22 protein-coding genes are annotated in these 25,393 nt (G+C 70.4%); 3 read left to right on the forward strand and 19 right to left on the reverse strand.

The genetic code is table 11. From position 1 onward, the window contains the following. Nucleotides 1–20: 20 nt before the first annotated feature. Both ACR9Y5_RS16190 and ACR9Y5_RS16195 read right to left on the reverse strand, forming a co-directional pair. Nucleotides 21–1,019 (reverse strand): cyclase family protein, encoded by a 999-nt coding sequence (locus ACR9Y5_RS16190; RefSeq protein WP_481298909.1) that lies wholly within the window; start codon nucleotides 1,017–1,019, stop codon nucleotides 21–23. Nucleotides 1,020–1,021: 2 nt separating this feature from the next. Then, nucleotides 1,022–2,041: a VOC family protein gene (locus ACR9Y5_RS16195; protein WP_481298910.1), complete on the reverse strand. Its 1,020-nt coding sequence runs from the start codon at nucleotides 2,039–2,041 to the stop codon at nucleotides 1,022–1,024. Nucleotides 2,042–2,268: 227 nt separating this feature from the next. Between ACR9Y5_RS16195 and ACR9Y5_RS16200 the strand changes: the two genes are divergently transcribed. Together ACR9Y5_RS16200 and ACR9Y5_RS16205 are read left to right on the forward strand one after the other, a co-directional pair. Then, nucleotides 2,269–3,540, forward strand: coding sequence for an ROK family protein (locus ACR9Y5_RS16200; protein WP_481298911.1), 1,272 nt, complete (start codon nucleotides 2,269–2,271; stop codon nucleotides 3,538–3,540). Nucleotides 3,541–3,620: 80 nt separating this feature from the next. Then, nucleotides 3,621–4,985, forward strand: coding sequence for a restriction endonuclease subunit R (locus tag ACR9Y5_RS16205; RefSeq protein ID WP_481298912.1), 1,365 nt, complete (start codon nucleotides 3,621–3,623; stop codon nucleotides 4,983–4,985). Nucleotides 4,986–5,012: 27 nt separating this feature from the next. On the opposite strand, the gene ACR9Y5_RS16210 is transcribed toward ACR9Y5_RS16205, so the two are convergent. From ACR9Y5_RS16210 to ACR9Y5_RS16285, 16 genes are all read right to left on the reverse strand, one after another. After that, nucleotides 5,013–6,020 carry a sugar phosphate isomerase/epimerase family protein gene (locus ACR9Y5_RS16210; RefSeq protein WP_481298913.1) on the reverse strand — a complete coding sequence of 336 codons (1,008 nt, stop codon included), beginning with the start codon at nucleotides 6,018–6,020 and terminating at the stop codon, nucleotides 5,013–5,015. Between the two features lie 22 nt (nucleotides 6,021–6,042). Continuing rightward, on the reverse strand, nucleotides 6,043–7,224 hold the full coding sequence (locus ACR9Y5_RS16215) for a Gfo/Idh/MocA family protein (protein WP_481298914.1): 1,182 nt from the start codon (nucleotides 7,222–7,224) through the stop codon (nucleotides 6,043–6,045). Beyond that, nucleotides 7,221–7,637 (reverse strand): C-glycoside deglycosidase beta subunit domain-containing protein, encoded by a 417-nt coding sequence (locus ACR9Y5_RS16220; protein ID WP_481298915.1) that lies wholly within the window; start codon nucleotides 7,635–7,637, stop codon nucleotides 7,221–7,223. Before ACR9Y5_RS16220 ends, ACR9Y5_RS16215 begins: the two co-directional genes overlap by 4 nt. A 12-nt stretch (nucleotides 7,638–7,649) precedes the next feature. Continuing rightward, nucleotides 7,650–8,435 (reverse strand): nuclear transport factor 2 family protein, encoded by a 786-nt coding sequence (locus ACR9Y5_RS16225; protein ID WP_481298916.1) that lies wholly within the window; start codon nucleotides 8,433–8,435, stop codon nucleotides 7,650–7,652. A gap of 19 nt (nucleotides 8,436–8,454) precedes the next feature. After that, complete coding sequence (locus ACR9Y5_RS16230; RefSeq protein ID WP_481298917.1) at nucleotides 8,455–9,513, reverse strand: sugar phosphate isomerase/epimerase family protein; 1,059 nt, start codon at nucleotides 9,511–9,513, stop codon at nucleotides 8,455–8,457. Then, a complete protein-coding gene (locus tag ACR9Y5_RS16235) occupies nucleotides 9,510–10,643 on the reverse strand; it encodes a sugar phosphate isomerase/epimerase family protein (protein ID WP_481298918.1) in 1,134 nt (377 codons plus the stop codon). Before ACR9Y5_RS16235 ends, ACR9Y5_RS16230 begins: the two co-directional genes overlap by 4 nt. Next, entirely contained in the window at nucleotides 10,640–11,038 is a 399-nt protein-coding gene (locus ACR9Y5_RS16240) for a C-glycoside deglycosidase beta subunit domain-containing protein (RefSeq protein WP_481298919.1), read from the reverse strand. Before ACR9Y5_RS16240 ends, ACR9Y5_RS16235 begins: the two co-directional genes overlap by 4 nt. A gap of 34 nt (nucleotides 11,039–11,072) precedes the next feature. Then, a complete protein-coding gene (locus ACR9Y5_RS16245) occupies nucleotides 11,073–12,686 on the reverse strand; it encodes a GMC oxidoreductase (RefSeq protein ID WP_481298920.1) in 1,614 nt (537 codons plus the stop codon). Further along, nucleotides 12,683–13,477 carry a TIM barrel protein gene (locus tag ACR9Y5_RS16250; RefSeq protein ID WP_481298921.1) on the reverse strand — a complete coding sequence of 265 codons (795 nt, stop codon included), beginning with the start codon at nucleotides 13,475–13,477 and terminating at the stop codon, nucleotides 12,683–12,685. The genes ACR9Y5_RS16245 and ACR9Y5_RS16250 overlap by 4 nt, the downstream gene beginning before the upstream one ends. 12 nt (nucleotides 13,478–13,489) lie before the next feature. Then, complete coding sequence (locus ACR9Y5_RS16255) at nucleotides 13,490–13,861, reverse strand: nuclear transport factor 2 family protein (RefSeq protein WP_481298922.1); 372 nt, start codon at nucleotides 13,859–13,861, stop codon at nucleotides 13,490–13,492. Further along, on the reverse strand, nucleotides 13,858–16,497 hold the full coding sequence (locus ACR9Y5_RS16260; protein WP_481298923.1) for a glycosylhydrolase-like jelly roll fold domain-containing protein: 2,640 nt from the start codon (nucleotides 16,495–16,497) through the stop codon (nucleotides 13,858–13,860). The genes ACR9Y5_RS16255 and ACR9Y5_RS16260 overlap by 4 nt, the downstream gene beginning before the upstream one ends. Then, complete coding sequence (locus ACR9Y5_RS16265; protein WP_481298924.1) at nucleotides 16,494–18,659, reverse strand: glycoside hydrolase family 3 N-terminal domain-containing protein; 2,166 nt, start codon at nucleotides 18,657–18,659, stop codon at nucleotides 16,494–16,496. The genes ACR9Y5_RS16260 and ACR9Y5_RS16265 overlap by 4 nt, the downstream gene beginning before the upstream one ends. Beyond that, nucleotides 18,656–20,167 carry a family 43 glycosylhydrolase gene (locus ACR9Y5_RS16270; protein ID WP_481298925.1) on the reverse strand — a complete coding sequence of 504 codons (1,512 nt, stop codon included), beginning with the start codon at nucleotides 20,165–20,167 and terminating at the stop codon, nucleotides 18,656–18,658. The genes ACR9Y5_RS16265 and ACR9Y5_RS16270 overlap by 4 nt, the downstream gene beginning before the upstream one ends. Before the next feature lie 2 nt (nucleotides 20,168–20,169). Then, nucleotides 20,170–21,012 carry a carbohydrate ABC transporter permease gene (locus ACR9Y5_RS16275; protein WP_481298926.1) on the reverse strand — a complete coding sequence of 281 codons (843 nt, stop codon included), beginning with the start codon at nucleotides 21,010–21,012 and terminating at the stop codon, nucleotides 20,170–20,172. Between the two features lie 3 nt (nucleotides 21,013–21,015). Next, entirely contained in the window at nucleotides 21,016–21,936 is a 921-nt protein-coding gene (locus ACR9Y5_RS16280) for a carbohydrate ABC transporter permease (RefSeq protein WP_440742695.1), read from the reverse strand. 93 nt (nucleotides 21,937–22,029) lie between these two features. Further along, on the reverse strand, nucleotides 22,030–23,319 hold the full coding sequence (locus ACR9Y5_RS16285) for an ABC transporter substrate-binding protein (RefSeq protein WP_481298927.1): 1,290 nt from the start codon (nucleotides 23,317–23,319) through the stop codon (nucleotides 22,030–22,032). Between the two features lie 196 nt (nucleotides 23,320–23,515). On the opposite strand from ACR9Y5_RS16285, the gene ACR9Y5_RS16290 reads away from it, so the two are divergent. Then, the gene (locus ACR9Y5_RS16290; RefSeq protein ID WP_481298928.1) at nucleotides 23,516–24,463 is read left to right on the forward strand and encodes a LysR family transcriptional regulator; all 948 of its coding nucleotides are present in this window, start codon (nucleotides 23,516–23,518) and stop codon (nucleotides 24,461–24,463) included. Nucleotides 24,464–24,470: 7 nt separating this feature from the next. Here ACR9Y5_RS16290 and ACR9Y5_RS16295 read toward each other — a convergent pair whose 3' ends face one another. Next, nucleotides 24,471–25,388: an alpha/beta hydrolase gene (locus tag ACR9Y5_RS16295; RefSeq protein WP_481298929.1), complete on the reverse strand. Its 918-nt coding sequence runs from the start codon at nucleotides 25,386–25,388 to the stop codon at nucleotides 24,471–24,473. Between the last annotated feature and the right edge of the window lie 5 nt (nucleotides 25,389–25,393).

The following is a 25,393-nucleotide window of genomic DNA, read 5'->3' on the forward strand; positions in this document are numbered from 1 at the left end:
TCGACGGCCCGTGCGGGCGGCTACAGCAGTGCGATGGGATTGATGGGCGACCCGACGGCCGCCGTGATGGGGAGCGGCGGCGCCGAGAGGAGGAAATCGTATCTCCCGAGCCGCGCGCACTCCTCGGCCAAACGGTCCAGATCCCACATCTCGCCGATCGTGAGACCCAGGTTCGGGATGACGACCTGGTGGAGCGGCTGGAACGCCGGCACGTCGAACTCGTTCGGGCGCACCTCGAACCCCCACGTGTCGGTCGCGATGGCCGCGATCCGGCTGTCGTGGAGCCACCCGGCGGTGGTGAGCGAGAGCCCCGGGGCGGGTCCACCGGCGTACTCGCCCCATCCGTCGCGGCGCACGCGGGCGAGCTGGCCGGTGCGCACCAGCACGATGTCGCCCGTGCCGACCGAACTCGTGTCGCCCTGCGCCTCGACGCAGGAGCGGAGATCGTCAGCGGTGATGGCGTACCCGTCCTCGAGCTCGCCCGACTCCGGACGGAGGTGCCGCCCCACGTCGAGGAGCACACCGCGCGAGACGATCGCGGACGCCGCGTGCTCGATCCCGGTCACCAGGTCGCCGTCGCTGGTCACGACATCCCCCGCGCGACGCCCGTTCCAGGCGAAGCCGTGGTCGAAGATGTGACCGAGACCGTCCCACTGGGTCGAGCACTGCAACGGCATCGCGATGACGTCGTCGGCGCCGCCGAGCCCGTGCGGGAAGCCCTGCGAGCCGCGCTCGGCGTCCGTGCCGGTGTCGAGCATCGTGTGCACCGGGTTGGTGCGCCGGCGCCAGCCCTTCTGGGGACCGTTCATGTCGAACGACTGCGCCAGCGAGATCGCGAGGCCTTCCCGGACGAGGGCGGCGGCGGCCGCCCGCGTGGCCTCGTCGATGAAGTTGAGCGTGCCCAGCACGTCGTCCTCACCCCAGCGGCCCCAGTTGCGGTACGCCTCCGCCCGGAGTGCGATCTCCGACTCGGGGTCGTTGCGGTCCAGGTCGGCGGGGTTCTCGCTCGGTGTCGTCATCGTCAGCCGCGGCCCTGCACGGCGTACGGGTTGAGGAGCGCCTCCTTGATCTCGTCGGGGACACCCTCCTCCGTGGCGCTCGGGCCGTCGGCGGCGGGGAACGACTCGGTCATCGACATCGGCATGGCGCCGTTGCGGTAGAAGTTGCTCGACCCCAGCGACGGCTTCCAGGTGTTGGGCTGCCAGTCGGGCACATAGTTGCGGTAGCCGCCGGTGTTGAGCTCGATGCGCAGGGTCGACGGCTCGCGATAGTAGAGGAAGGTCTGCTCGCCGATGCCGTGGATGGAGGGGCCGTACTCGATCGGCACGCCGTTCTCCATCAGGGTGTCGGCCGCGATGAGGAGCTCCTCGTACGTGTCGACCCAGAATGCGTAGTGGTTGACGCGGCCGGCGCGCGTGGAGCCGTCGAGGACGACGCCGAGGTCGTGCGACTTCTCGTTCGTGGTGAGCACGGAGAAGATCGAGATGGGGGCTTCGTCGAGGACGGTGCGGGCCATGATCCGGAAGCCGAGGACGTCGTTGTACCAGGCCGCGAAGGCGTCGACATCGCTCGTGGCGATGGTGACGTGGTCGAGCTGCCGGGGCGCGCCGGCGACCTTGCTGCGCTTCTCCGGGCGGTCGGGGTAGATGGACGCCACGTGCCCGGGAGCCTGGTGCCGGGTGACGTCCCAGTGCAGCGTCATGGAGTGCCCCCACGGGCCGGTGAAGCGGTACGCGCGGCCGATGGCGGGCACGTCATCGAGCCATTCGCCCTCGATCCCGGCAGCCTCGATGCGCTTGGCGGCCTCCTCGAGTGCCTCGGCGCTCGACGTGCGCCAGGCCATGGTCGCGAGCGTCGGCTCGGGACCGGGCGAGACGACGACCGAGTACGCGTAGTAGTCGCCCCAGCAGCGGAGATACACCGACCCGTCGGAGCGGTCGACGACGGTCAGACCGACCTGCTCCTCGTAGAACTTCACGGATGCCTCGACATCGGGGGACGTGATCTCCACATAGGACAGATGGGAGAGAAGCTTGATCATCCTTGATCCTTTCCAGACGGGCCGAAGGTGAGTGCCCGGTCTCTACTTTCGAGGTCGCGTCCGCATCAGGGAACCGCGTATCGGCTATGCCGGGGATCAATGAGACTGATTTCCTAGGTCGGCATCGGCCCCGCTTAGGTGGTAGTGCGGCGCAAGCTCCTGGTTCTTGGAACCCAAGTCCCGGCCGCTTCCCCCTCTTCCACGCGGAAGTTGTGTCAAAATCAAGCATGGCTAGGGATTCCGCACTCCGATTCGGCGCGCAGACCGACGAGGTCATGAGCCTGCTGCGCGTGGTCAACCTCGTGCGCACGGGGGAGGCCGACACGCGGCCTGAGATCGGCCGCCTGACCGGCCTCGGCCGCGGCGTCGTCGCCCAGCGGGTCGACGCGGCGATCGAGATGGGCTTCCTGGAGGACGGCGAGTACGGCCCGTCGTCGGGCGGCCGCGCGCCGCGCACGCTCCGCTTCCGGTCGGATCGAGGGCTGATCGTCGTCTGCGCGCTCGGCGCCCTGCACATCCGGGTCGGTCTGGCCTCCCTGGACGGCACCGTGCTGTCCGAGGCGCACTGCGCCTGGGACATCGGCCGCGGACCGGCGGAGACCATCGACACGGCCCTCGGGATGATCGACGGGCTCCTCGCCGAGGGCGACGACCGCCCGGTCTGGGCGGTCGCGGTCGGCGTGCCGGGACCGGTCGACTTCGAGACCGGCTCCCCGGTCGCGCCGCCCATCATGCCCGGCTGGAACGGCTTCGACGTGCGCCGCCGCTTCGAGCAGCGTTTCGAAGCACCGGTCTGGGTCGACAACGACGTCAACCTGCTCGCCCTCACGGAGCGCAGCCACCGGCGGGACGACAACGTGGACCTCATCTACTGCAAGGTGGGCAGCGGCATCGGCGCAGGGCTGGTCTCGCACGGCCGCATCCACCGAGGCGCGAACGGCGCGGCGGGCGACATCGGCCACGTGCGCGTGCGCGACTCGAACGCGGCCTGCCGGTGCGGCAAGGTCGGCTGCCTGGAGGCCGAGGCCTCCGGCTGGGCGATCGTGCGGGACGCGGAGCGCGCGCTCGAGGGCGGCGCCGGCGGCATCCTCGCGGGCGTGGCCGAGCGCGGCGAACCGATCACGCCGGAAGCGGTCTCGATCGCCGCGATGGACGGCGACGCGCTCGCGATCTCACTCGTGCAGCGCTCGGCGCGGCTGATCGGCGAATCCATCGCCGCGCTCGTCAACATGTTCAACCCCGGTGTGATCGTCGTCGGCGGTGCCGTGTCGTCGGCCGGTGAGATCTTCCTCGCCGAGGTGCGGCAGCGCGTCTACGAGCTGTCGCTGCCGCTCGCGACACGCGACCTGTCGATCGTGCGCTCGATCGGCGACGAGCGCGAGCCCCTGCGCGGGGGCGCCGAGCTGGCGATCGAGGAGCTGTTCGAGGTCACCTTCCCGCGGTGGTTCGCGGACGGACGCCCGACGATCGAGGGGATCAAGGCGCCGGCGGCCGCCTGAACAACGGCTCCGAGCGCACTTCTTCCGGTTTTAGACGTAAGCGTGTAACTTACGTCCATAAGCCGACACGAGGGAGTGCCATGGCCCTGCCCATCCTGAGCGACGATGCACTGGCCGCGACCCCGGACGGGTTCGTGGTGCGCGTCAGCCTGCCGTGGATCCGCTCGCTGCCGCTGTCGAGCGTCTCTGAGGTGCGCCTCCACCTCGACGGCCGGGAATGCGCCGTCGAGGTGCCGGGCGGCGACGGCTGGTGGTTCCTCCAGGACCGCCTCGCGCTGCGCGCCCCCGGGACGCTCCTCCCCGGCCCGCACACCGTCGCCGTGTCGTTCCGGCTGCTCATCCCGTACCTCCCGGCCGGGCCGGACGCGCCGCTGGTGCTCGACTTCGAGGGCGAGCGACGCCTGGAGGCCGCCGGCGAGACGCCGTGGACGCTCGCGGCCAGCGCGTTCAACTGGACGCCGGAAGTCATCCGCGCGGACCGTCCCGCCACCGACATCGCGGTCGGCATCGTGGCCTCCGGGGTCGCGCGCGTTGTCGAGCTCGAACCAGGGCAGCTGTGGAGGTCGTTCCCGGTCACGCCCCTGGCGGAGGCCGCCGAGCTCCGCGACCGAATCGCCGCCGCGGGCGGCCGGGTCGGCATCGTCGGTGCGAGCCTGGACGACTGGCTGACCCCGGCCACGCGGCGCGACGACGACGAGCGGTTCGCCTTCCTCCTCCCGCAGCTGCGCACGGCGCACGACCTCGGGGCGGAAGGCGTGCGGCTGCCGATCGGGCAGGCCGGACCTGCGCTGCTGCGCCGGGTGCAGCCGGCGCTGCACGAGCTCGACCTCACGCTCTACGAGGAGCTGCAGGGGCAGCAGACGCCGCACGCGCCTCCGGTCGCCCGGGCGATCGAGGAGATCGCAGCACTCGACGATCCGCGGGCCCGGCTGCTCGTCGACACCAGCGTCATCATGCCCGCGCTGCCGGTCACGTACCTCGCGGCGCTCGCTCCGAGCATCCCGGACGCCCTGCTGGTGCGGTTGAGGGATGCCTGGCTGGAGCCCGCCACGCTCGACGCCGTCGTGGCCCACCTGCGCTCGGGCGCGGTGCCGCCCGCCGCGCACGCGCTCTTCATGAACCTGCTGGTGCGCTTCGGCCGCTCGACGGCGGAGTCGCTGCGCGGCATCCTCCCGCTCGTCGGCGCGTTCCACCTCAAGTTCTGGGACCTCGACGATGCGGACGGCCGCGTCTCCCAGCCGCTGCGCGACCTCGGAGCGTTGCTGCGCGACACCGCGCCCGGCTTCGCCGGCACGCTCTGCAGCGAGTGGGGCGGCCACGAGTGGCTGGCGTCCGACCCTACGGACCTGACGGGCGCGCACCTCGCCCTCGCCGCGCGTGCACTCCAGAGCACGGCGACCGAGGTGCACGCCCGGCGGGAGGGAGTTCAGCCCTCGCGGTCGTAGTCGTCACGACCACCCGGGCCTCGGCGGTCAGTCCGCCTTCGTCGAGAAGGCGGCGTCGAAGGCGGCCTCCGGCGGGTTGATCGCGTTGAGCTCGCGCACGAAGTCGATGGCCTCCGGGGCGCCCTGGAGGCGGTCCATGCCGGCGTCCTCCCACTCGACGGACGTCGGCCCGGCGTAGCCGATGAAGTTGAGCGCGCGGAAGATCGGCTCCCAGGGCACCTCGCCGTGCGCGGTCGACACGAACGTCCAGCCGCGACGCGGGTTGGCCCACGGCAGATGCGAGCCGAGTACGCCGTTGCGGCCGTCGAGGTTGGTGATGGACTCCTTCACGTGCACGTGGAAGATGTGGTCGGCGAAGTCGAGCACGAAGGCCACCGGGTCCAGCTGCTGCCACATGAAGTGCGACGGGTCGAAGTTGATCCCGAAGCTCTTCCGGTGGCCGATGGCGTCCAGTGTCGCCTTGGCGGTCCAGTAGTCGTACGCGATCTCGGAGGGATGCACTTCGAGCGCGAACCGCACACCGACCTCCTCGAAGACGTCGAGGATCGGGTGGAACCGGTCGGCGAAGTCGCGGTAGCCGGCCGCGATCCACTCGTCGGAGGCCGGCGGGAACATCGCCACCGCCTTCCAGATGGAGGAGCCCGTGAAGCCGGTCACCGTCTTCACCCCGAGCGCTGCGGCCATCCGGGCGGTGAGCTTCAGCTCCTCGGCGGCGCGCTGCCGCACGCCCTCCGGGTCGCCGTCGCCCCACACGCGGTCGTTCAGGATGTCGCGGTGGCGCTCGTCGATCGGATCGTCGCAGACGGCCTGGCCGGCGAGGTGGTTGGAGATCGTCCACACCTGCAGGCCGTTGCGCTCCAGGATGTCCTTCCGCGACTGCACGTACTCGGCGTCGTCCCAGCGGGAGACGTCGAGGTGGTCGCCCCAGCAGGCGATCTCGAGGCCGTCATAGCCCCACTCGCCCGCGAGCCGAGCCACCTCCTCGAACGGCAGATCGGCCCACTGGCCGGTGAACAGGGTGATCGGACGGGTCATTGCGGTTCCTCCTCAGACGCTCTCACACGTGCGCGGGAGCCGCGGAATCGACCGCGACCCACGCCGAATCGTTCTCCGAGCTGGCCTCAACCGCTGCGAGCACGCGCTGCACCGCCAAGCCGTCGTCGAAGCTCGGGTCGAGCACGGTGCCGTGCGCGAGGCCTAAGACGAAGTCGACGACCTGGTGCGAGAAACCGTGCTCATAACCGAGCATATGCCCGGGCGGCCACCAGGCCGACACGTAGGGATGCTCCGGCTCGGTCACCAGGATCGTCGTGAAGCCCTGGAGCTCCGACGCGGCCGAGCGGTCGTAGTACCGCAGCTCGTTGAGGCGCTCGAGATCGAAGGCGAGCGCGCCGTCGGAACCCGAGACCTCGATGGTGAGAGCGTTCTTGCGCCCTGTCGCGAAGCGCGTTGCCTCGAAAGAGACGAGTGCGCCGCCGTCGAGCCTCCCCGTGAAGATCGCGACGTCGTCGACCGTCACGTCGCCGAGATCGCCGGTGGCACTGCCGGCGAACCCGGAGCGCTCGCCGAGGACGGGGCGCTGGGCCACGATCGTGTCGACCGTCCCGGAGACCCGGGTCACGCGCTGACCCGTCACGAACTGCGTCATGTCGACGATGTGCGCACCGATGTCGCCCAGGGCTCCCGAGCCGGCGTGCTCCTTCTGGAGGCGCCACCCGAGCGGCACGGACGGGTCGACCAGCCAGTCCTGGCGGTATGCCGCACGCACCTGCCGCACCTCGCCGATGGTCCCCCGCGCGATCAGGTCCTGCAGCAGTGACACCGCGGGCACCCGCCGGTACGTGAACCCGACCATCGCGCGCACGCCGTTCCCGGCGGCGCGCCGGGCGGCCGCCGCCATCGCCTCGGCCTCGTCGACGCTGTTCGCGAGCGGCTTCTCGCACAGCACGTGCTTTCCGGCCTCCAGCGCCGCGATCGCGATCTCGGCGTGCGAGTCGCCGGGCGTCACGATGTCGACCAGGTCGATGTCCTCGCGGGCGATCACCTCGCGCCAGTCGGTCGCGTGCTCCGTCCAGCCCCACTTGGCTGCGGCCTTGGACACCGCCTGCTCGTCGCGGCCGACGATCACCGCCATCTCGACGGTCTCGGGGAGGTCGAAGACCCGCGGCGCCTGACGCCAGCCCACCGAGTGGGCCGCCCCCATGAAGCCGTGACCGATCATCGCCACCCGAAGCGTCATGCGAGCACCAGCTCCCGCTCGACGGGCACACGGTTCGTCACGTACCGGCCCGGGCCGCCGTCGACGCCGGGCATGATCTGCATGTAGAGCAGGCGCATGGTGAGCACGACCTCCACGGTGAGCTTCTCGCCCGCGGCAGGCGCATGGCCCAGCGGGATCACCACGTCAGGACGGTCGGCGACGAACCACAGCGTCTCGGACTGCTCCGGCAGCTCGTCGATGCGGTAGCTGCGGCCGTTGAGCTCGAAGCGGAGGTCGTCGCGCGGGATCTCCACGCCGTCGACGGTGGCCGCGACATCGTCGACGGCCGACAGCCACAGGCTGCGGTACCAGGGCAGCTGCACCGAGACGGCGATGCCGTCGTCCGTGCGCCGGACGTCCTTCTCGGCGAAGAGCGAGTTGTGCGTTGCCATGTTCTGCATCCCCTACTTGAAGGTGTCGGTGAAGGTGTCGTGCGCGACCGGAGGCACCGGCTCGAGCGTCTGAACCGTGTCCGGGCTGTACGGGTGGTTCTCGCTGGGCACCGGCTCGTCGGCCGGCGGCATGAAGACGGGCTTGCCGTCGTCGCCGAAGTACATCAGGTCGAGGTCGAAGGCGGCCTGGTTCTTCTCGCCGAAGCTCACCCAGTTCTCCTCGAACGGGGCCCGGGCGAGCTCGTAGCAGCGGAACTTCCAGATCTTCCACTCGCCGTCCTGGCGCAGGAAGTCGATGGCGTATTTGCACCAGACCCAGTGCGCCCACACCTTCTTGCCCTGCACCTCGCCCGGCGAGTACATGAAGTCGGGGCTCCCCTTGGCGACCTCCGGATCGGTGAGGCCCGACTCGGTCCCCGCCATCAGCCAGACGCCCTTGGCGGTCTCGCCGTCGCCGGCCACCTCGATCACCGGAGTGGTGGTGGCGTGCAGGATGAGCTTGCCGGCCGGGGCGGGGCGCCCCTGGTGGTAGCGGATGACGCTCTCGTACGTCGTGTACTGGCCCGCGTTCGTGTAGCGGGCGCGGATGCCCTCCGTGCCCTCCGTGACCCAGAGCGGGATGATCTGCTCGTCCTGGAAGGCGTTGTGCAGGTACATGTAGCGGTTGAACAGGTTCTCGATCTCGCCGCGATCGGCGGCACGACGAGCGAGCCGGTTGGCGGCGGCGACCTCGTCGCGCAGGCGCGCGACCTCGGCGGCGAGATCCGAGAGGGTGGCTTCGGCGGTGGTGTCTGACATGTTGTGGGCTCCGTACGGATCAGGCCGGGACACCGGCGGCGGCTTCTTCGATGGTGCGGCGCATGAGCGCGTGCTGCTTCTTGACCAGGTCGATGGGATCGGCCTCTCCGAGGTCCTGGAACGCGTGGCCCTCCCACTCGCTGGAGAGGTAGCCGCGGTAGCCGCCCTGGACGAACTGGCGGACGATGCGCGGGATGTCCATCGCCGGCTCCTGCCCATCGGCATCGATGTCATAGAACTTCGCGTGCACGTGGAAGATCTGCGGCATGATGTCGAGCCACTCCTCCGGCGGCACCAGCCCGTGCATGTTGAACGCCAGCCGGGTGAACGGGCCGAAGCGCAGCGGGTCGATGCCCTCACCGGTGAGGTAGTCCTCGAACTTCTGGTTGCGCACGTGCATGGGGGTCGGCTCGTGCCAGATTTCGTCCATGACTGCGAAGTGCTTCTTGTCGAGACCCATCTTCGCGAGCTGCGACAGCAGGGTCGGCGACAGGCTGTGCATCGTGGAGGAGAAGTCGGCGGTGAAGCCGAGGCGCTCGCTGCCGAGCTCCTCGTAGAGCTCGCGGATGCCGATGACCTTCGGATCGTTCGGGCCCTGCGGCGCGTGGATCTCGTAGCCGAGCCGCTGGTCGTACTTCTCGGCGAGCGGCAGGAGGCTGCGCAGCAGCTCCCGGCCCGCCGAGCGGATGACGACCCGTTTGAAACCGAGCGTGTGCGCGGTCTTCAGCTGCCGGGCGAGGAAGTCGTGCTCCTCGTCCGGTGTCATGTCGCGGTCCTTGCGACGACCCATGTCGAGATTCGTGCCGACGGCGCTCGGCTCGAGCTCGTATTTCTCGAGCGAGTCGAACCAGAGCTTCTCGAACTCGGCGTCGACGTCGGGGTACGTGCGCAGCAGCTGGGCGATGTTGAACTCGACGCCCGGGCCGATGCCGTTCTCGGCGACCGCGGCGATCAGGGTCTCGGGCGTGTAGAGGCCGGCCGCGAACTCGCTCGTCATCGAGTAGAGGGTGGTGCCGAGCTTGATGCCGGTGCCGGCGATCCCGTTCGGTTCGCCAGTGCTCATGTCCTCAGTGGTCATGCGCTTGCTCCTTCTGTCGTGGGAAGCCACTGCGCCAGCTGGCGGCGCGCCTCCGCTGCGTCTGTGACCATCCGGCTGCCCGCGTTCTGCGCCGCCGACCGCTGCACGGCCTGCTCGTCGCGGATGATCTCGAACGGCGACTGCCAATAGTTCCAGTGCCAGCCCTCGTACTCGCTCGAGATGGCCCCGTTGTAGCCGTTCCGCACCAGCAGCGCGATGAGGTCGCGCACCGGGACCGAGGGCTCTTCGTGGTTCTCGTCGATGCCGAAGAACTTGCCGTGCACGTGCTTGATCCACGGCATGATCTCGAGCCAGTCGTCGACGCGGGCCGGGCCGAAGAGCCCGGTGCCGTTGATGGCGAAGTCGATGCCGAGGTCGGGCCGGCCGTTCTGCGCGGCGAGGCCGATGAAGCGGCCGAAGCGCTGGCCGTGGTCGGCCTGGTCGGCGGGCGGCCCCGCCTCGTAGAACTCGTTCCAGAGGTCGACGACCTGGCCGAGCAGCTCGTCGGTTGCGCCGCGGCGGCGGTACGCCTCCAGCAGCGACGGCGCGAACCCGACCGTCGTCGCGCCCCAGTCGGCCGTGAAGCCGAGGAACGGGGAGCCGACCTGCTCGTACCGGTCGCGCAGTGCGAGGATGCGCGGGTGCGAGGCGTACTGGTCGGCGTGCACCTCCAGCGCGAGCGTCACACCGTACTGCTCGGCGATCGGCGCGAGCGCCGCCATCGAGTCGGGGGTGATCGAGATCTGCACCCGGGCGATCGGGAAGCCGAGCTTCGCGGCGGCCTCGATCTGGCGGCGCATGTACTCGATGAGCTCGTCCTGGTTCAGCAGCCGGTCGCGGTGGATGCCGATGTCGGCGTTGATCGCGAGGGAGGTCGGCACGAGGTCGACCTCGGCGACCAGGTCGCGGAACCAGCCAGCGAACGCGTCGTCGATCGCCGGGAAGCCACGGAAGCTGGAGAAGCCGATGATCTCCAGCCCCGGGCCGTAGCCGTCGGCCGCGACCTTGCGGATGAGGCCTTCGAGGTCGTATTCACGGCCGTGGAACGCGCGCGTGAAGCTGTAGAGCGTCACGCCTTGGATCGGGGATCCCAGGTTCGGGGATCCCGTGTTCGGGGACACGGAGGTCATGCCGTCACCGCTTTCATGGTCTTGGAGTCGTGCTCCTCGATGTGGAGCACCTCGTCGTCGCCGATGATGATGTACGGGATGTAGACGGTGAGGTCGACGGCGACCTCGTGCTCCGTCCCGTCCGCCGCCACCGGAACGTCGCCGCTGAGCACCGCCGAGTCGAGCGGGAACCACCACGACTCGGTGTCGTCGGCCATCTCGGCGAAGGTGCGCTCGCGGCCGTTGAGCTCCCAGCGGAGCGTCTCGGCCGGAGCGGGCACGCCGTCGATCGACAGCGTGGCGCCTGCGATGCAGGACGCCGGGAGTGCGCGGTACCAGGGGATGCGCACTTCGACCGCGGCACGCGTGCCGGTGGTCGTGAGCGTGCCCTGCTCGATGATGCGATCGGGGATCACGAGTCCTCCTTGACTTTATCCGTGTTTCTACACACTAAGGTCGTTTTGATGCATAAGGCAAGCGTGCCGGGGCGATTGAGGCGCCCCCGAGCTCCCGCGCGATGCGGCGAGCACCCTTCACCGCCAGCGCGACCGACGTCAGCGTGGGGTTGCACGCCGTCGCCGTCGGGATGACACCGTTGCCGGCGACGAAGAGCCCCGGCGCCTCCCACACCTCGCTGTCGGGGCTGCACACGCTGCGGCCGTCGTCGGCCTCCCCCATCCGCACGCTGCCCTGATAGTGCAAGGAGGCGCCGAGCGGCATGGTGAAGGGCCGGTCGCCGATGGGGTCGCCGACCGCCTTCGCCAACGCCACGATCTCGGCCTGCGCCCGCTCCATCACCGCATGGTCGCGGTCGGTGAGCGTGTAGTGGATGCGCAGCGCCGGCATCCCGTACCAGTCGAGCTCGTCGTCGCTGAAGGCCACGCGGTCGTCCCACTGGAGGTCCTTGGCGCAGAACAGGCCGAGGCCCACGATGGAGCCCGGTACCACCGGGTCGTCGTCGGCGAGCGGGATCGGCGACGCGTCGAGCTGCATGACCTGGCCGTGGAACGGCATCTCGTCGGTGTAGGGCACCCAGCTGACGCCGCTGCGCTCGCTGATCGCCCCGTCGATGATCTCGTCCGTTCCGACCTCGCCGGAGGGCGCGCCCGACGATCCGCCCCGCGGCGACTCGGCCGCCGCCACCTTCTCCGCGTCGCGGATGCGCGTGGCGTAGACGACCTGCGTCTGGTCGTTGAGCATGCGGCCGAGGGCGGCAGGCCGGATCCCGCTGGCCCACAGCACCTGCGGCGTGCGCAACGCGTCGGCGGCGACCACCACGAAGCGCGCGCGCACGGTGCGGAGGTCGCCGGTGCGGCCGTCGCGCACCTCCACCCCGGCCGCCCGGCCGTCCTCCAGCAGTACGCGCGTGACGAGCGACTCGTCGTACAGCGTGAAGTTCTCGTTGGCCCGCGTCACATCACCGAACACCACGTCGGAGCCCGACCAGACCAGCCGGCCGTCGTCGCGGCGGTGCACCGCGAGCGGCATCCGCTGCACGCGCCGGTCGGCAGGGCGTCCGTCGTCGACCGCGGCGGCGAGCCGCTCTCGCACCAGCGCGGTGAACGGCGCGCCGTCGAACGCGTCGGTCGTGACGCCCAGCAGCCGGTCGCCCTCGTCGAGGAGGGCGTCGAGGTCGGGCAGGAAGGCGATGCGCTCGCTGTCGCCGGGCCGCGGGCAGGCGCCCGTCCAGTGCGCGCCCATCCCGCCGACGTTGCTGGAGAACGCGGCGACGGGCATGCCGTCCTCCCCCGGCGCCTGGTAGCCCTCCTCGAGCAGGAAGGTACCGGGACGCCCCCGGCGCTGGCCGGAGGTCACGGCACCCGGAGAGTTCACGGTATCGGCGCCGGCGCCCGGGCCCTCGGAGCGTTCCTGCGCCGCGGCGCGGGCGGCGGGGTCCTCGATGTTCTTCACGTGCGCGCCCGGCGGGTCCGAGACCGTGGGGCCGACCTCGAACAGCGCGATGGTCGCGCCCGGCGCCTCCTCGCTGAGGATGCGCGCGTACGCGGCGCCCGTGGGGCCGCTGCCGACGATGGCGACGTCGACGGCCTCGGGATACCGGCTCATGCCGCCGCCGCCAGTTCGCGGATGAGCGCGACGGAGGCCGCCGACTCCTGGGTCGGGTAGTACTCGAGCCCGATCGGCCCGTCGTAGCCGGACGCGCGCAGGATGCCGAGGCGCTTCGCCCAGTCGAGGTCGCCCGAGCCGGGCTCGCCGCGGCCCGGCGCGTCCGCCAGCTGCACGTAGGCGATCAGGTCGCCCGCGTTCGCGAGCTCCGCCGCCATGTCCTCACCCTCGACCGCCGAGTGGTAGATGTCGTAGAGCACGCCGAAGAACGGCGAGCCGACCCCGCGCGCGACGTAGACGGCCTCCGCCGTGCGGTCGAGCAGCGAACCGGGGTGGTCGACGCGGATGTTGACCGGCTCCAGCGCGAGCGTGATGCCCGACCCGTCGATCTGCGCGACGGCCTTCTGGTAGATCTCGATCAGCTTGTCGAGCTGCACCTGGCGCTTCCAGCCGCCGAACCCCGTGCCGCTGCCGACGACGATGCGCGGGCAGCCGAGGTCCTGTGCGATCGCGACACCCTCGTCGAGCTTGCGGTAGAACTCCGAGTGGTCCCACGGCGGGATCATGAACTGGGTGCGCGGCTCCGAGAGCTGGGCGGTGAGCTTCGTGCCGGTCTCCTCGAGCGCGGCCTTGAGTGCGGGGAGGTCCTTCGGCGTCGCGGGGGCGTCGACACCGGTCGGCCCCCACATCTCCACCGCGCCGAAGCCCGCAGCGGCGGCGGCGCGCACGCGGTCGTGGTAGTCACCGGCCTCCGTGAAGAGCAGTTCGATATTGGGTGCGAGCTCGTACATGGGTTCTCCTGTTCAGAACATCGGATGGTCGTGGGCGGCATGCGCGGGGACCTGTTGCAGCACGTCCCAGTGCTCGACGATCCGGCCGCTCTCGAATCGGTAGATGTCCGCGACCGCGGCGTCGGGGGCGCCGGGTCGCGAAGCCTTGACGTGGACCATCGCCAGGTCGCCGTCGACGAGGATCCGCTGGATCTCGAACCGCGCCTCCGGGCTGCCGTCGAACTTCGGCGTCAGCGCCTCGACTGCTGCGGCCGGGCCGTCCGGGATGGCCGGGTTGTGCTGCCGGTAGTCGTCGGAGACGAGGAACGCGAAGGCGTCGGCGACCCGCTTGCGCGTGTAGAAGAGGTCGCAGAAGCGCTCGAACGCAGCGCGGTTCCCGGTCATGCGGCGCCGCCCCTCGTCACCGTCGCAAGCGTCACGGGGCCGAGCAGCCCGCTCGGCTCCTGCTGCGCGAACGCGGAGAAGTAGTCGGGCTGCGCCTTGGCCAGTGTGTTCGTCACGTCGATCTGGATGGTGTTGGTGCCGCTCAGCACGCCCGCCGGCACATCGAAGCGATAGGGAGGTGCGATCCGGGTGCCGAGGTCGACACCGTTGAGGCGCACGCTGGCGAGCTCGAAGACATCGCCGAGATCGAGGACGTGCTGGGCTTCGGCGACCCCTTCGGCGTCGAACGAGGCCGTGTACCGCGCCGTGCCGCTGAACCGTGGCAGGAGGTCGGGGTCGCTGAGCGGCCGGAGCCCGTCGAGCTCGCTCCACTCCGTGTACGCCGACTCTCCCGCCGTCGCCGTGGCGACCGCCCAGGTCGGCGCGAGCTCGACGGCGTCGCCGCGCTCCGCCGCCGGCCCGACCGGCAGGCCGTCCCAGGCCGCGGGCGAGCCGACGAGCAGCACGAGCGCCTGCCCGGGCTCCAGGTCGAGGCCGATGGAGGTCGACCGGCCGTCGCTCACGGCGGGGGTCTCGGCGAGGGCGCCGGTGGCGGCGTCGAAGGCGACGACCTCTCCGGGGCGCGGGACGGTCGCCGTCGTGCGCACTGTCTCCCGCACCGACTCGTTCACGAGCATGATCACGTCGGCATCGCCGAGGTCGCGGCGCAGCACGCGCACCGACGGCGCCGGGCGGGCGAGCCGCACCGCGCGCTCGGTCATGCCGGAGACGGCCTCCGCGAGCCGCCTCTGCGAGATCTGCCGGAACCGCAGCTTCAGCGCGTTCGCGTCGATGTCGCCGCTGCCGCCGCCCGCCACCTCCGGGACGGAGCCGACGAAGACGACGGGCACGCCCGCGTCGTCGAGGCGGAGGAGATCGCGCGCGACGTGCGACGGAAGGTACGCGCTGCCCGGGACGATCAGAGCGTCGTACGTCTCGCCGCCGAGCGACAGTGCCGCACCGTCCACACCGGCACCTGCGAGTGCGTCGGCCGGCACGATGTCGGCGTCGAGCTGGGCCTCCATCAGCAGCCGGAGCGGCCGCTCGGAGGGCACCGCGTCGCCCAGCCACTCCGCCTCCGCGTGGTAGAGCACCGCGAACGGCGCGACGTGCACGCCGCCCCGGAGCAGGTGGCTCAGCCGGTTCGTGTAGGCGCTCAGCAGCTGCTGGTACGGATACTGCGGGTTGTTGCCGCGCGCGTAGAAGTGCGGAGGGCAGTCCGGGTCGGGGAAGGCCGCCGGCGAGAACGCGTGCGGCACGATGTGCGTGACACCGCGCACCAGGAGGTGGTTGGTCAGCCAGGTGAACAGCCGCAGCCCGGCATACCACCCGTATGCGCCGATCGTCTCGCACATCGCCCTGCCCTGTTTGAGCGGGTCGAGGTGCGCGGCCGACGAGGCGAGCTTGGCGAGCCCGAAGTGGAAGAACTCGCCGTCGGCGGCGCCGCCCAGGTTGCCGAACGGCCCGCGGGAGAACCCGGGGACGACCTGTCCCCCGATGATGTCGATGCCGGCCATGTCCTGACCGGCCATCGCCCGGAAGTAGTGCCCGGCGCCCGGGCCGAGCCGCGCGTGCGATCCGTTGTCCTCGATGACGTGACCGATGTACTCGACGCCGTGCGCGCGGCACCAGTCGCCGAGCCGGCGGCCGAAGTTCTCGGAGTACAGCCGCGAGACCGTGTCCATGTAGGCGTAGCGCACCTCGCGCTCGCGGCCGCCGGCCGGCATCCACAGCAGGGGCAGGAGCGGAACCGCATCCCGTCTCAGCTGTTCGGACAGCCGGGCGGCGACCTCGTCGTTCCACGGCAGCGGCACCGGCTTGCCCAGGCGCGACTCGAAGTCGAAGGTGTCCGGGTCGTTGTACAGCCCGGGCTCGTCGCTGAAGAACCCGCCGATCGTACGGCCGAACTCGTCGCCGTAGCGCTCGTGGATGCGCTCGTAGACCGTGTCGATCAGCAGCCTCGTCGAGGCGGCGTTCAGGTAGTCGATGTGCCGCGCGTGCGGCTCGCTGCCGCCACTGCCGGACACGGAGAGGAAGAACACGCGCCACCAGCCGTCGGGGATGTCCCAGTGCAGAGTGCCGTCGACGATCCGGTCGGTGAGGTCGACCGGGTCGCCGAGGAGCTCGTCCGAGTCGTCGGCGCGCTCGAACGCCAGCACCCGGACCAGCTCGCCCGGCTCCTCCGAGGCCTCCGGCCCCCAGAACTTCCGCCGGTCGACGATGAAGGAGGCTCCGCGCGCCGGACCGACGGCGTCCGTGTGGCGTTCCGTCAGGAAGCGCCGCCGCCGCGCCGCCGGCGCGGCCTCGACCGCACCGCCGGCGTGCCCGGTCGGAAAGGTGTCGTCGTCGAAGAACCACACCGTCATCCCGCGTCGCCGGGCGATCTCGAGCACGGCATCCACGTCGCGCCACCAGCCGTCGCCGAGGAACTCCGGGTGCGGCCGCGCCTCCAGGATGACCGCGCCGATCCCGGCGTCGCCGATGCGCTCCATCTCCTCGCGCACGACCTCGACCGGGCCGCCCTTCTGCCAGAACAGCGGCATGATCGCGTTGGGGACGGTGCCGGTCACCACATCGCGGAGCCGTTCGAGGGTCATGCCGCCTCCTCCAGGCACACGCCGAGCCGCTGCGCGCCGGTGCCGTCGCTGACGGTGAGAGTGAAGTCTCCGGGCTCGAGAACGCGGTGGGCACCGTCGGCCCAGAAGCGGAGGTCGTCGGCCGCGATCCGGAAGGCGACCGTGACCGACTCGCCGGGCTCGAGGGTGACGCGGGTGAAACCGCGCAGGCGCCGCACGGGCTGTGTCACGGACGCGACCTCATCCGTGACGAACAGCATGACGACGTCGTCGCCGGTGCGGTCGCCGGTGTTCGTGACGCGCACCGTGGCGTCGATGCCGGCCTCGGCCTCGACCACGCTGACGACATCCCGTGACACCTCGAACCCGTCGAGGGCGAACGTCGTGTAGGCGAGCCCGTGCCCGAATCCGAAGCGCGGACCGAGCGGGAGGTCGAGGAACTTCGACGTGTAATAGTCGTCGGTGTTGTTCGGACCGGTGAACTCGGCGAGCGCCTCGGGCAGCAGCGCTCCCCCGGTCCGCGGGGGGCGGCCGGTGCGCTCGGTGTCATAGTAGATGGGCACCTGGCCGACCGCGCGCGGGAACGTCATCGGAACACGGCCTCCCGGGCTCACCCGGCCCGACAGGGTCCTGGCGATCGCGGCCGGCGCCTCCGAGCCGAGGTGCCACACGCAGAGCGTGGCGTCGACGCGCTCGATCCAGTCCTCCACGACCAGAGGCCGGCCGGTCGCGAGCACGACGACGATGCGCGCACCGGCGTCGGCGAGTGCGTGGATGAGGCGCCGTTGCGCTTCCGGGAGGGTGATGTCCGCCCGCGAGCTCGCCTCACCGGAGATCCGGCTCGGCTCGCCCACCGCGAGGACGACCAGGTCGGCGGCCTCGGCACTCTCGACCGCCTCCGCGATGGCAGCGTCGGTCGCCTCGAAGAAGCCGCATCCGTCGACGACCTCCCAGTCGACGTGCGGGAGTTCGGTCGCGAGCGCATCCGCCAGCGACTCGGTCACCGGCGAGGCGAAGTGCTGCACCCAGGTGCCGAGGTGGTCGAGACTGCGCGCGTAGGGGCCTGCGAGCAGAACGCGTCCCGAGGCGGGAAGGGGCAGCGCGCCGTCGTTCGTCAGCAGTACCGTGCACCGTTCCGCCGCCTGGCGTGCGAGCTCCCGGTACTTTCCGCTGGCCGAGGTGGAGGCGGTGGAGGCGTCCACGTACGGCCGCTCGAACAGGCCGAGCCGCTCCTTGAGACGGAGGACCCGGCGCACCGCGTCGTCGACCCGGGCGACCGGGAGCTCGTCCGGCGAGACGAACGCCACTCCCTCCGCATCCACCAGGAGCGACCCGCCCATCACGATGTCGACACCGGCGTCGATCGCAGCCACCACGGCGGCGCGCTCGTCGGCCGCGACGCCGTGGTTCTCGAGCTGTGCGACGCCGTCCGCGTCGCCGACCACCACGCCGTCGAATCCCCACTCCTCCTTGAGCACCCCGGTCAGCAGGGCGCGGTTGGCGTGCATCGGGGTGCCGTTCAGCGCGTTGAACGCGGCCATGACCGTCGCGGCCCCGGCCTCGACGCCTGTCCGGAACGTCTCGAGGTAGGTCTCCCGGAGGCGCCGGTCGGAGACATCCGTGGTGTTGTAGTCGCGGCCCGCCTCGGCGGCGCCGTAGGCGACGAAATGCTTGAGGCAGGCGGCGAGCGCGTCGCCCGTGTCGAGGGCGCGGCCTTGATAGCCCGCCACCTTGGCGACGGTGAGGACCGACGACAGGTACGGGTCTTCGCCGAAGCCCTCGACCACCCGTCCCCACCGCGGGTCGCGGGTGACATCGGCCATCGGCGAGAACGTCCAGTTGACGCCGGCCGAGCGTGCCTCCGTCGCCGAGACGCGTGCGTCGAGCTCGGCGACCGCCGGGTCGAAGGCGGCCGCCTGGGCGAGCGGCGTCGGGAAGATCGTGAACTGCCCGTGGATCACGTCGAGCCCGACGAGAAGCGGGATGCCCAGCTCGGTCTCCTCGACGGCGATCCGCTGGGCGGCATTCGCCTCCTCCGCGCTCGGCGGCCAGAATGTGGAGCCGATGCCGCGGCGGATCAGGGCCTCGCGCTCGGCGGCATCCGGACGCCAGACGATCTGCAGCTGGAGCAGCTTCTGCTCCCACGTCATCCGTGCGAGGAGCGCGTCGATGCCGACCGTCATCGCTCCCCCTCCCCGAGCGGCCTGTACCGGAACCGCCGGAACACGGCCTCGCCGTCCCCGGCGGAGAACAGCGCGGGCCGGAGGCTCTTCAGGTCGTTGATCGTCGCCGAGTGGGCACCGGAGGTGTCGTAGCGGACGCCGTGCCGCGTCCACTCTTCGCCCGGCCGCCGGTGCCAGCCCGTGACGATGTGGTGGTCGTTCCTCAACCGGAGCTGGATGGTCGCACCCGCGTCGGCCGGCTCTCGCCAGTGCGTCCGGATGCCGCCCGCGTAGCTCTGCATGGCCTCGCCGTCCCAGCCCATGCCGTAGAAGAGCCGGTCGTCGAAGTAGAGGAGGAGGCCGCCCGCCGCGCCGCCCCGCACCGCGACCTCGACCTCGACCTCGTAGGCGCGGTCCATCGACCACGTCGTCAGGGGGGACGCGTCCGCCGGTCCGTGACCCTTCCCGCGCAGCACGAGACCATCGTCGAGCCGCGCGCGGCCGACCTCGTCGCGACCCGGGTTGTCGAACACCCAGCGCTCGCCCCAGGCGGCGGTCGCGAAGTCGTCCGAGGGAGCGGGGACCGCCACCGGTACCGCCCCGTCGACCGGTTTCCGGATCGCCGCCCCGAGGTCACGCGATGGCGCGGTCGGCCAGCCGTCCTCCGTCCACTCGATCGGCTCCAGCAAGGCCTGGCGCCCGAGGGTGCGGAAGCCGTTCTCGTAGCCGTGGGAGATCATCCACCACGAGTCGTCGCCGGCGTCGAGGAGCGTGGCGTGACCGCGCGACCACCACTCCTCATCGGCCGACCAGGTGCGCGCGATCGGGTTGCCCGGTGCGTTCTCCCACGGGCCCTGCACCGATCGGGAGCGCGCGACGATCACCATGTGCCCGGTCGCGGGACCGCCGGTGCCGCCGACCGCGCTGACCAGGTAGAACCATTCGCCGCGCCGGAACAGCTTCGGCCCCTCCAGCGCGTACGCCTCGGTGATCCACTCGTCGGGATAGCGCCAGCCGTCGTAGACCTGCTCGAGCGGCGTCACCGCCTGGAGGCCGTCCGGGCTCAGCCGGCAGCGCCGGATGCCGCTGACGAAGAGGTAGCGCTCGCCGTCCTCCCCCACGATGTGTCCCGGGTCGATCGCGCCGGAGATGCCGGTGAAGACCGGCTCGCTCCACGGGCCCTCGGGCCTGTCGGCGTGCACCACCCACACCTCCGGCGCCCGGATGCCGGCCGACCACGCGCTCGGGATGTAGGGGAAGTAGATGTAGTACCGTCCGTCGTGCTCCACGAGGTCCGGTGCGAAGACCGTGCTGTGCGGTTCGGCGAGCGCGCACGTCACGAACGTCCAGTTGACGAGGTCCGGCGACCGCCAGAGCGTCAGGCCGGGCGACGCGTCGAACGACGAGTACGTCAGGTAGAAGGCGTCTCCGGCGCGGAGCACCGACGGGTCCGGCCGGTCCCCGGGCAGCACGGGGTTGAGGAACGTCCCGTCCCCGCGATCGGGGCCGCGACGGGTGTCGGGTCGCATCGTCAGCCCTTGAGCCCGCCGGCGTAGCCCTGGATGAACTTCTTCTGCGCGAAGGCGTAGAACGCCAGGATCGGGATCATCGAGACGATGACGACCGAGAAGATCAGGTTCCACTGCGAGACCAGCGAGCCGACGTAGCTGTACATGACCACGGGCAGGGTCTGCCAAGCCGTGCCGTTGAGGAAGATCAGCGAGGTGAAGAAGTCGTTCCACACGATCAGTCCGGCGAGGATCGCCACGGTGCCGGTCGCCGGGGACATCAGCGGGAGGACGACCCTCCAGAACACCTGGTACCGGTTGGCGCCGTCGATGATCGCGGCCTCCTCGTACTCCGGGGTCAGGTTGCGGAAGAAGTTCGCGTAGAGGAACACGGACAGCGGCATCAGCATCCCGGTGTAGATGAGGATCATGCCCCACGGGTTGCCGACCAGGCCCACTTCCCGGGCGCCGATGTACAGCGGCAGCGTCCCCAGCTGCGTCGGCAGGATGATCGCGACGAGGAACAGGTAGAACGAGCGCCGGCTCCATCTGCTGGTCGAACGCGCGATGCCGTACGCGGCGACCGAGCCGAGCAGGACCAGCAGGACGATGCTGCCCGTCGTGATGATGAGACTCGAGGCGAGACCCGCCCAGATGTTGCCGGACGAGCTGGAGGCCGGCGAGAGCAGCGTGACGAAGTTGTCGAACGTCGGACTCGTGGGCGGAGCGATCGCTGCCGAGCTCAGGATGTCGGGGAGCGTCTTCAGCGACCCGACCAGCAGGATCCAGAACGGCAGCAGCAGGATCGCCGCAGCGATGAGCACGATGATCTCGATGGCGAGGGTCTTCTTGGTGTACCGGAACACGGCTCACGCCTCCTTGGCCGAGCGGTCGCGCGTCGCATACTGCTGCGCGATGGAGAAGAGCAGGATCAGGAGGCTGAGCACGAGCGCCAGGGCGGCTCCGAATCCGAACTGCTGGTAGGTGAACGCCTGCTGGTAGACCTCCAGCGCGAGCGTCTGGGTGGCGCCGGCCGGCCCTCCGCCCGTCAGCGCGACCACCTGGTCGAACACCCGCAGGCCCTGGATGAGCGTCAGCGTCGTCGCGATCGCGACCGACGGCTGGATCATCGGCAGCACGACGAGGCGGAAGCGGCTGAACGGGCCGGCTCCGTCGAGTGCCGCAGCCTCCTCCATCTCGATCGGGACGGTGGCCAGGCCGGCCAGGTAGATGACCATGACGAAACCGATGTTCTGCCAGATCATCACGACGAGCACGCACCAGATCGCGAGCCCCGGGTCGGCGAGCCAGTTCTGCTTCGGCAGGCCGACCCCCGCGAGCGCCTGGTTGAGCGGACCGTTGTAGTCGAAGATGAACTTCCAGATGTACGAGACGGCGATCGGGCTGACGACCACCGGCATGAAGATCAGGGTGCGGAGGACGTAGCGCGACTTCAGCGTTCGGTTGAGCGCCAGGGCGAAGAGCAGCCCCAGGACGTTGGTGAAGATCAGGAAGCCGAAGGCGAGGATCAGTGTGTTCCACAGTGAACCGATGAGCTCGGGCGTCTGGAAGATCTTGACGAAGTTCTGCAGGCCGACGAAGTCGAAGGCGCCGAGGCCGGACCAGTTCGTGAAGGCGAAGAACCCGCCCGCGATGGTGGTGACGTAGATGACGATCAGCATCAGCACCAGCGCGGGGAGCGCCCACCACCAGCTGCCGAGCCGCACCTGGTACGCCTTCTTCTTCGGCGTGCGGCGCGGCACCTGCACCTGCGTCTCGAGCTTCGTCATTCTCCGCGCCTCTGACTGCGTCGTCATCGATTCGTTCCTTTCAACCGGGTCGGGCGGCCGGCCCTCGTCGGACCGGCCGCCCGGGTCACCGGATCAACCCCAGTCGGAGTCCATCTGAGCGAGGACCTGCTTGACGGTCATCTGACCGGTGAGGATCCCCTGGACGCCGTTGCCGAGGTCTGTGTAGATCTTGGCGTTCGGCCACTCGGTCGGTGCGTAGCCTCGCGTGTCGTTCTTGGCGATCTCGTCCTGGATGGCGGCGTACTGCGGCAGCACGGTCGACTTGGCGTTGACGTTCACAGGGATGGTGCCGATCAGCTTGGAGTACTCCTCCTGGCCCTTGTCCGAGATGATGTAGCTCAGGAAGTCGGTCGCGAGCTTCGGGCTCTTGGTCTTGGCGCTCGCCGTGACGCCCTGGTCGGCGCTCAGCGACAGGTAGGTCTTGGTGCCGTCCGGAGCACCGACCGGCAGCGCGATCAGCTTCACGTGGCCGCCCGCCGCCTGCATGATCTGCTGCGCCGCGCCGCTCGGAGCGAAGAAGCCGAGGATCTTGCCCGAGGAGGCGCCGTTGGTCAGAGCGTCGAATCCGGCGCTCGTGGCGCCGTCCTGGAAGCAGCCGGCGTCGTACATCTTCTTGATCGACTCGAGGGCGGTCGTCCAGCCCTTGGTGCCGGCGAAGGTGACCTTGTTCTGCGCGCGCTTCTGGTTCCAGTCCTTGTCCGGGCCGTACACGGTCGACGTGGCGATGGCGACAGCGAGGATGCCGTTGTTCTGGAAGGTCGATCCGGCGAGCCCGTAGACGGTCTTGCCGGCGGCGCGTGCCTTGCCGCACTGGGCGATGATGTCGTCCAGGCTGGTCGTCGGGTCGATCTTCACGCCGATCGACTGAGCGAGCTCGTCGTTGTAGATGACGCCGTTCAGCTGGGTGCCCAGCGGCACGCCGTAGATCTTGCCGTTGTACGTATAGAGGCTCTTGGCCGAATCGGGCATGTCCGACTTGATCGAGGCATCGTCCAGCGGGAGGACGAGTCCGGACTTCGCCCACGGGAGGATCGACTGGGCCTGGCCCGTGCCGCCCTCGGCGTAGAACGTGTCGGGGGCGTTACCACCCTGGACCCGGGTCGCGATCGTCGTGCCGTAGCTCTGCGTGGGCAGGTTCTGCGTGGTGACCGTCACGCCCTTGTTCTCGGCCTCGAACGACTTGGCGAGGCTCGTGTACGCGGCCTTGTCCTGGTCGTTCGTCGCACCGAATGCGAACGTGATGGTCTGGGGCTCCTTGCCGGTGGACCCGCTGCTGGAGCAGCCGGCCAGCAGGAGGCCCGCGACAGCAGGGATGGCGAGCCAGGCGAGCCGGGCGGTGCGGCTCCTGCGTGTGTGCTTCATCGGATTGACCTCTTCTAAGACTTCGTTGTCGATGAGGGCGGCGGCTGTGTCGTCGGCCCTCTGGGGGCGATTCGAGTTTCGCAGTGCTAAAGCAGATAAACAACGCTAGTTCTGCTTATCCCAGACATAAGCTGGGTCGATACGCCCGTCGTTATAGTGAGAACGCCTGGCCCTCGTCGGAAAGGATCACACTGCCGTGACCGACTATCCGCTGATGTCCCGCCTCGATCTCAACCTGCTGATCGCGCTGGACGCCCTGCTCACCGAGCGCAGCGTGACGCGCGCCGCCGAGCGGCTCCGCCTGAGCCAGCCGGCGCTGAGCGCGTCGCTGTCGCGGCTGCGCATCCACTTCGGCGATCCCATCCTCGCCCGGCGCGGCAACACCTACGAGCTGACGCCGCTCGCCCTCCGGCTCGCGGATCACACCACGATCGCCCTCGAGGCCGCCCGGCGGGTGTTCGAGAGCCAGGCCGAGTGGGACCCGTCGGAGTCCGCACGCCAGTTCTCGATCTTCGGCTCCGACTACGGCTTCACGACCATCGGACGGGTGGTGTCGGAGCTCGCCGCCGCGCAGGCGCCCGGCGTCCACTTCCGTTTCCTGCTGCACAACCCGACCGTGGTCGAGGATGCGACGAACCGGCTCCGGTCGGTGGACGGCATGGTCATCCCGCACGGCTTCCTGACCGAACTCCCGTTCACCGACCTCTGGCAGGACGACTGGGTGGCGATCGTCGCCGAGACCAACGACGAAGTCGGGGACGCGCTGTCGCGCGAGGAGATGTCCAAGCTGCCGTGGGTGATGAACTACCAGTCGCGCTCGGCGTTCACCTCGGCCGAACGCCAGGTGCAGCAGCTCGGCATCGAGCCCAACGTGGAGGTCGTGGTCGAGAGCTTCCTCGCCATCCCCCACTTCATCGCGGGTACGCGCCGGATCGGGATCATCCACCGGGCCCTCGTGCCGCTCGCGCGGCAGGCCTGCGCCGTGCGGGTGGTCGGGCTGCCGTTCGAGCCGACGCCGATCGTCAACGCCCTGTGGTGGCACCCGGTGCACACGCACGACCCGGAGCACATCTGGATGCGCTCCTTGTTCGAGGAGGCGGGCCGCATCGTCGCCGCGGGCGAGCACACCGCGCTTCAGGCCTGACCATCCCTCACGCCCGCCGCGCTCCTGCCCAGTCCGCGACGGCCTGGATCGTGCGCAGCGCGGCGGCGTCGCCGGGCTCGTCGATGTGGCCGTGGCCCGCGCCCGGCTCGAGGTGGAGGACGACGTCGCGTCCGGCCGCCGCCAGCCGCTGCGCGAACACCTCGCCCGACGGCCGGAGCCCGTCCCGCTCGCACACGACCACCAGCGTGGGCGGGAACCCGCCGACCGAGCCCAGTCCGGGGAAGGCGTACGGGTCGTGCAGCGCGCGCTCCGAGCCGGCGAAGTTGAGCGAGAGCCGCGTGAACGGCGCATCCGGGGCCGGGGACTCGCCGGGATGCGCACCGTCGGGATGCAGTGCCGGGTACACCAGCACCAGCCCGGCGGGCAGGCGCTCTCCCGCATCCCGCAGCCGGGCCACGGCGCCCGCGGTGAGGGTGCCTCCGGCGCTGGCGCCGCCGAGCAGCACCTGGCCCGGATCGACGCCGAACAGTTCGGCGCTCCCCGCCCATGCGAACCTCCACGCGGCGACCACATCGTCGGACGGCGCCGGGAAGTGCACGTCGCCGAGGCATTTCACGTAGTCGACCGCGAGCACCGGGATGCCCCGCGCCGCCAGCTCCAGCGCCACCCAGTTCGACTCCGGCATGTCGAGGTGGCCGCCGATGAAGGCGCCGCCGTGCACCCAGACCAGGGCCGTGCCCGCATGCGGGACCGTGTCGTCGCGGTACAGGCGGGCCGGCTGCCGCCCGCTGGGGGCATCCACGACCAGGTCGCGGGTGCGGACGTGCGCGAGCCGCGGGAACCGCCTCCGGAGCGACGCCGTGTCGATGTCCGGCCGCGGGTCCGCCGGCTCGCCGTTCTCCCGGAGCCAGGCGATCGCCTCGGGCAATGGGAGCGAGCGGAGGTCCGGGCGCGTGTCGGTCACGGTCC

The sequence above is a fragment of the Leifsonia sp. KNZ13-11D genome (genome assembly GCF_056754895.1).

Excerpts from the sequence above, each read along its gene's own strand:
- ACR9Y5_RS16190 (WP_481298909.1), bottom strand. The coding sequence starts at position 1,019 with ATGACGACACCGAGCGAGAACCCCGCCGACCTGGACCGCAACGACCCC.
- ACR9Y5_RS16195 (WP_481298910.1), bottom strand. The coding sequence starts at position 2,041 with ATGATCAAGCTTCTCTCCCATCTGTCCTATGTGGAGATCACGTCCCCC.
- ACR9Y5_RS16200 (WP_481298911.1), top strand. The coding sequence starts at position 2,269 with ATGGCTAGGGATTCCGCACTCCGATTCGGCGCGCAGACCGACGAGGTC.
- ACR9Y5_RS16205 (WP_481298912.1), top strand. The coding sequence starts at position 3,621 with ATGGCCCTGCCCATCCTGAGCGACGATGCACTGGCCGCGACCCCGGAC.
- ACR9Y5_RS16210 (WP_481298913.1), bottom strand. The coding sequence starts at position 6,020 with ATGACCCGTCCGATCACCCTGTTCACCGGCCAGTGGGCCGATCTGCCG.
- ACR9Y5_RS16215 (WP_481298914.1), bottom strand. The coding sequence starts at position 7,224 with ATGACGCTTCGGGTGGCGATGATCGGTCACGGCTTCATGGGGGCGGCC.
- ACR9Y5_RS16220 (WP_481298915.1), bottom strand. The coding sequence starts at position 7,637 with ATGGCAACGCACAACTCGCTCTTCGCCGAGAAGGACGTCCGGCGCACG.
- ACR9Y5_RS16225 (WP_481298916.1), bottom strand. The coding sequence starts at position 8,435 with ATGTCAGACACCACCGCCGAAGCCACCCTCTCGGATCTCGCCGCCGAG.
- ACR9Y5_RS16230 (WP_481298917.1), bottom strand. The coding sequence starts at position 9,513 with ATGACCACTGAGGACATGAGCACTGGCGAACCGAACGGGATCGCCGGC.
- ACR9Y5_RS16235 (WP_481298918.1), bottom strand. The coding sequence starts at position 10,643 with ATGACCTCCGTGTCCCCGAACACGGGATCCCCGAACCTGGGATCCCCG.
- ACR9Y5_RS16245 (WP_481298920.1), bottom strand. The coding sequence starts at position 12,686 with ATGAGCCGGTATCCCGAGGCCGTCGACGTCGCCATCGTCGGCAGCGGC.
- ACR9Y5_RS16250 (WP_481298921.1), bottom strand. The coding sequence starts at position 13,477 with ATGTACGAGCTCGCACCCAATATCGAACTGCTCTTCACGGAGGCCGGT.
- ACR9Y5_RS16255 (WP_481298922.1), bottom strand. The coding sequence starts at position 13,861 with ATGACCGGGAACCGCGCTGCGTTCGAGCGCTTCTGCGACCTCTTCTAC.
- ACR9Y5_RS16260 (WP_481298923.1), bottom strand. The coding sequence starts at position 16,497 with ATGACCCTCGAACGGCTCCGCGATGTGGTGACCGGCACCGTCCCCAAC.
- ACR9Y5_RS16265 (WP_481298924.1), bottom strand. The coding sequence starts at position 18,659 with ATGACGGTCGGCATCGACGCGCTCCTCGCACGGATGACGTGGGAGCAG.
- ACR9Y5_RS16270 (WP_481298925.1), bottom strand. The coding sequence starts at position 20,167 with ATGCGACCCGACACCCGTCGCGGCCCCGATCGCGGGGACGGGACGTTC.
- ACR9Y5_RS16280 (WP_440742695.1), bottom strand. The coding sequence starts at position 21,936 with ATGACGAAGCTCGAGACGCAGGTGCAGGTGCCGCGCCGCACGCCGAAG.
- ACR9Y5_RS16285 (WP_481298927.1), bottom strand. The coding sequence starts at position 23,319 with ATGAAGCACACACGCAGGAGCCGCACCGCCCGGCTCGCCTGGCTCGCC.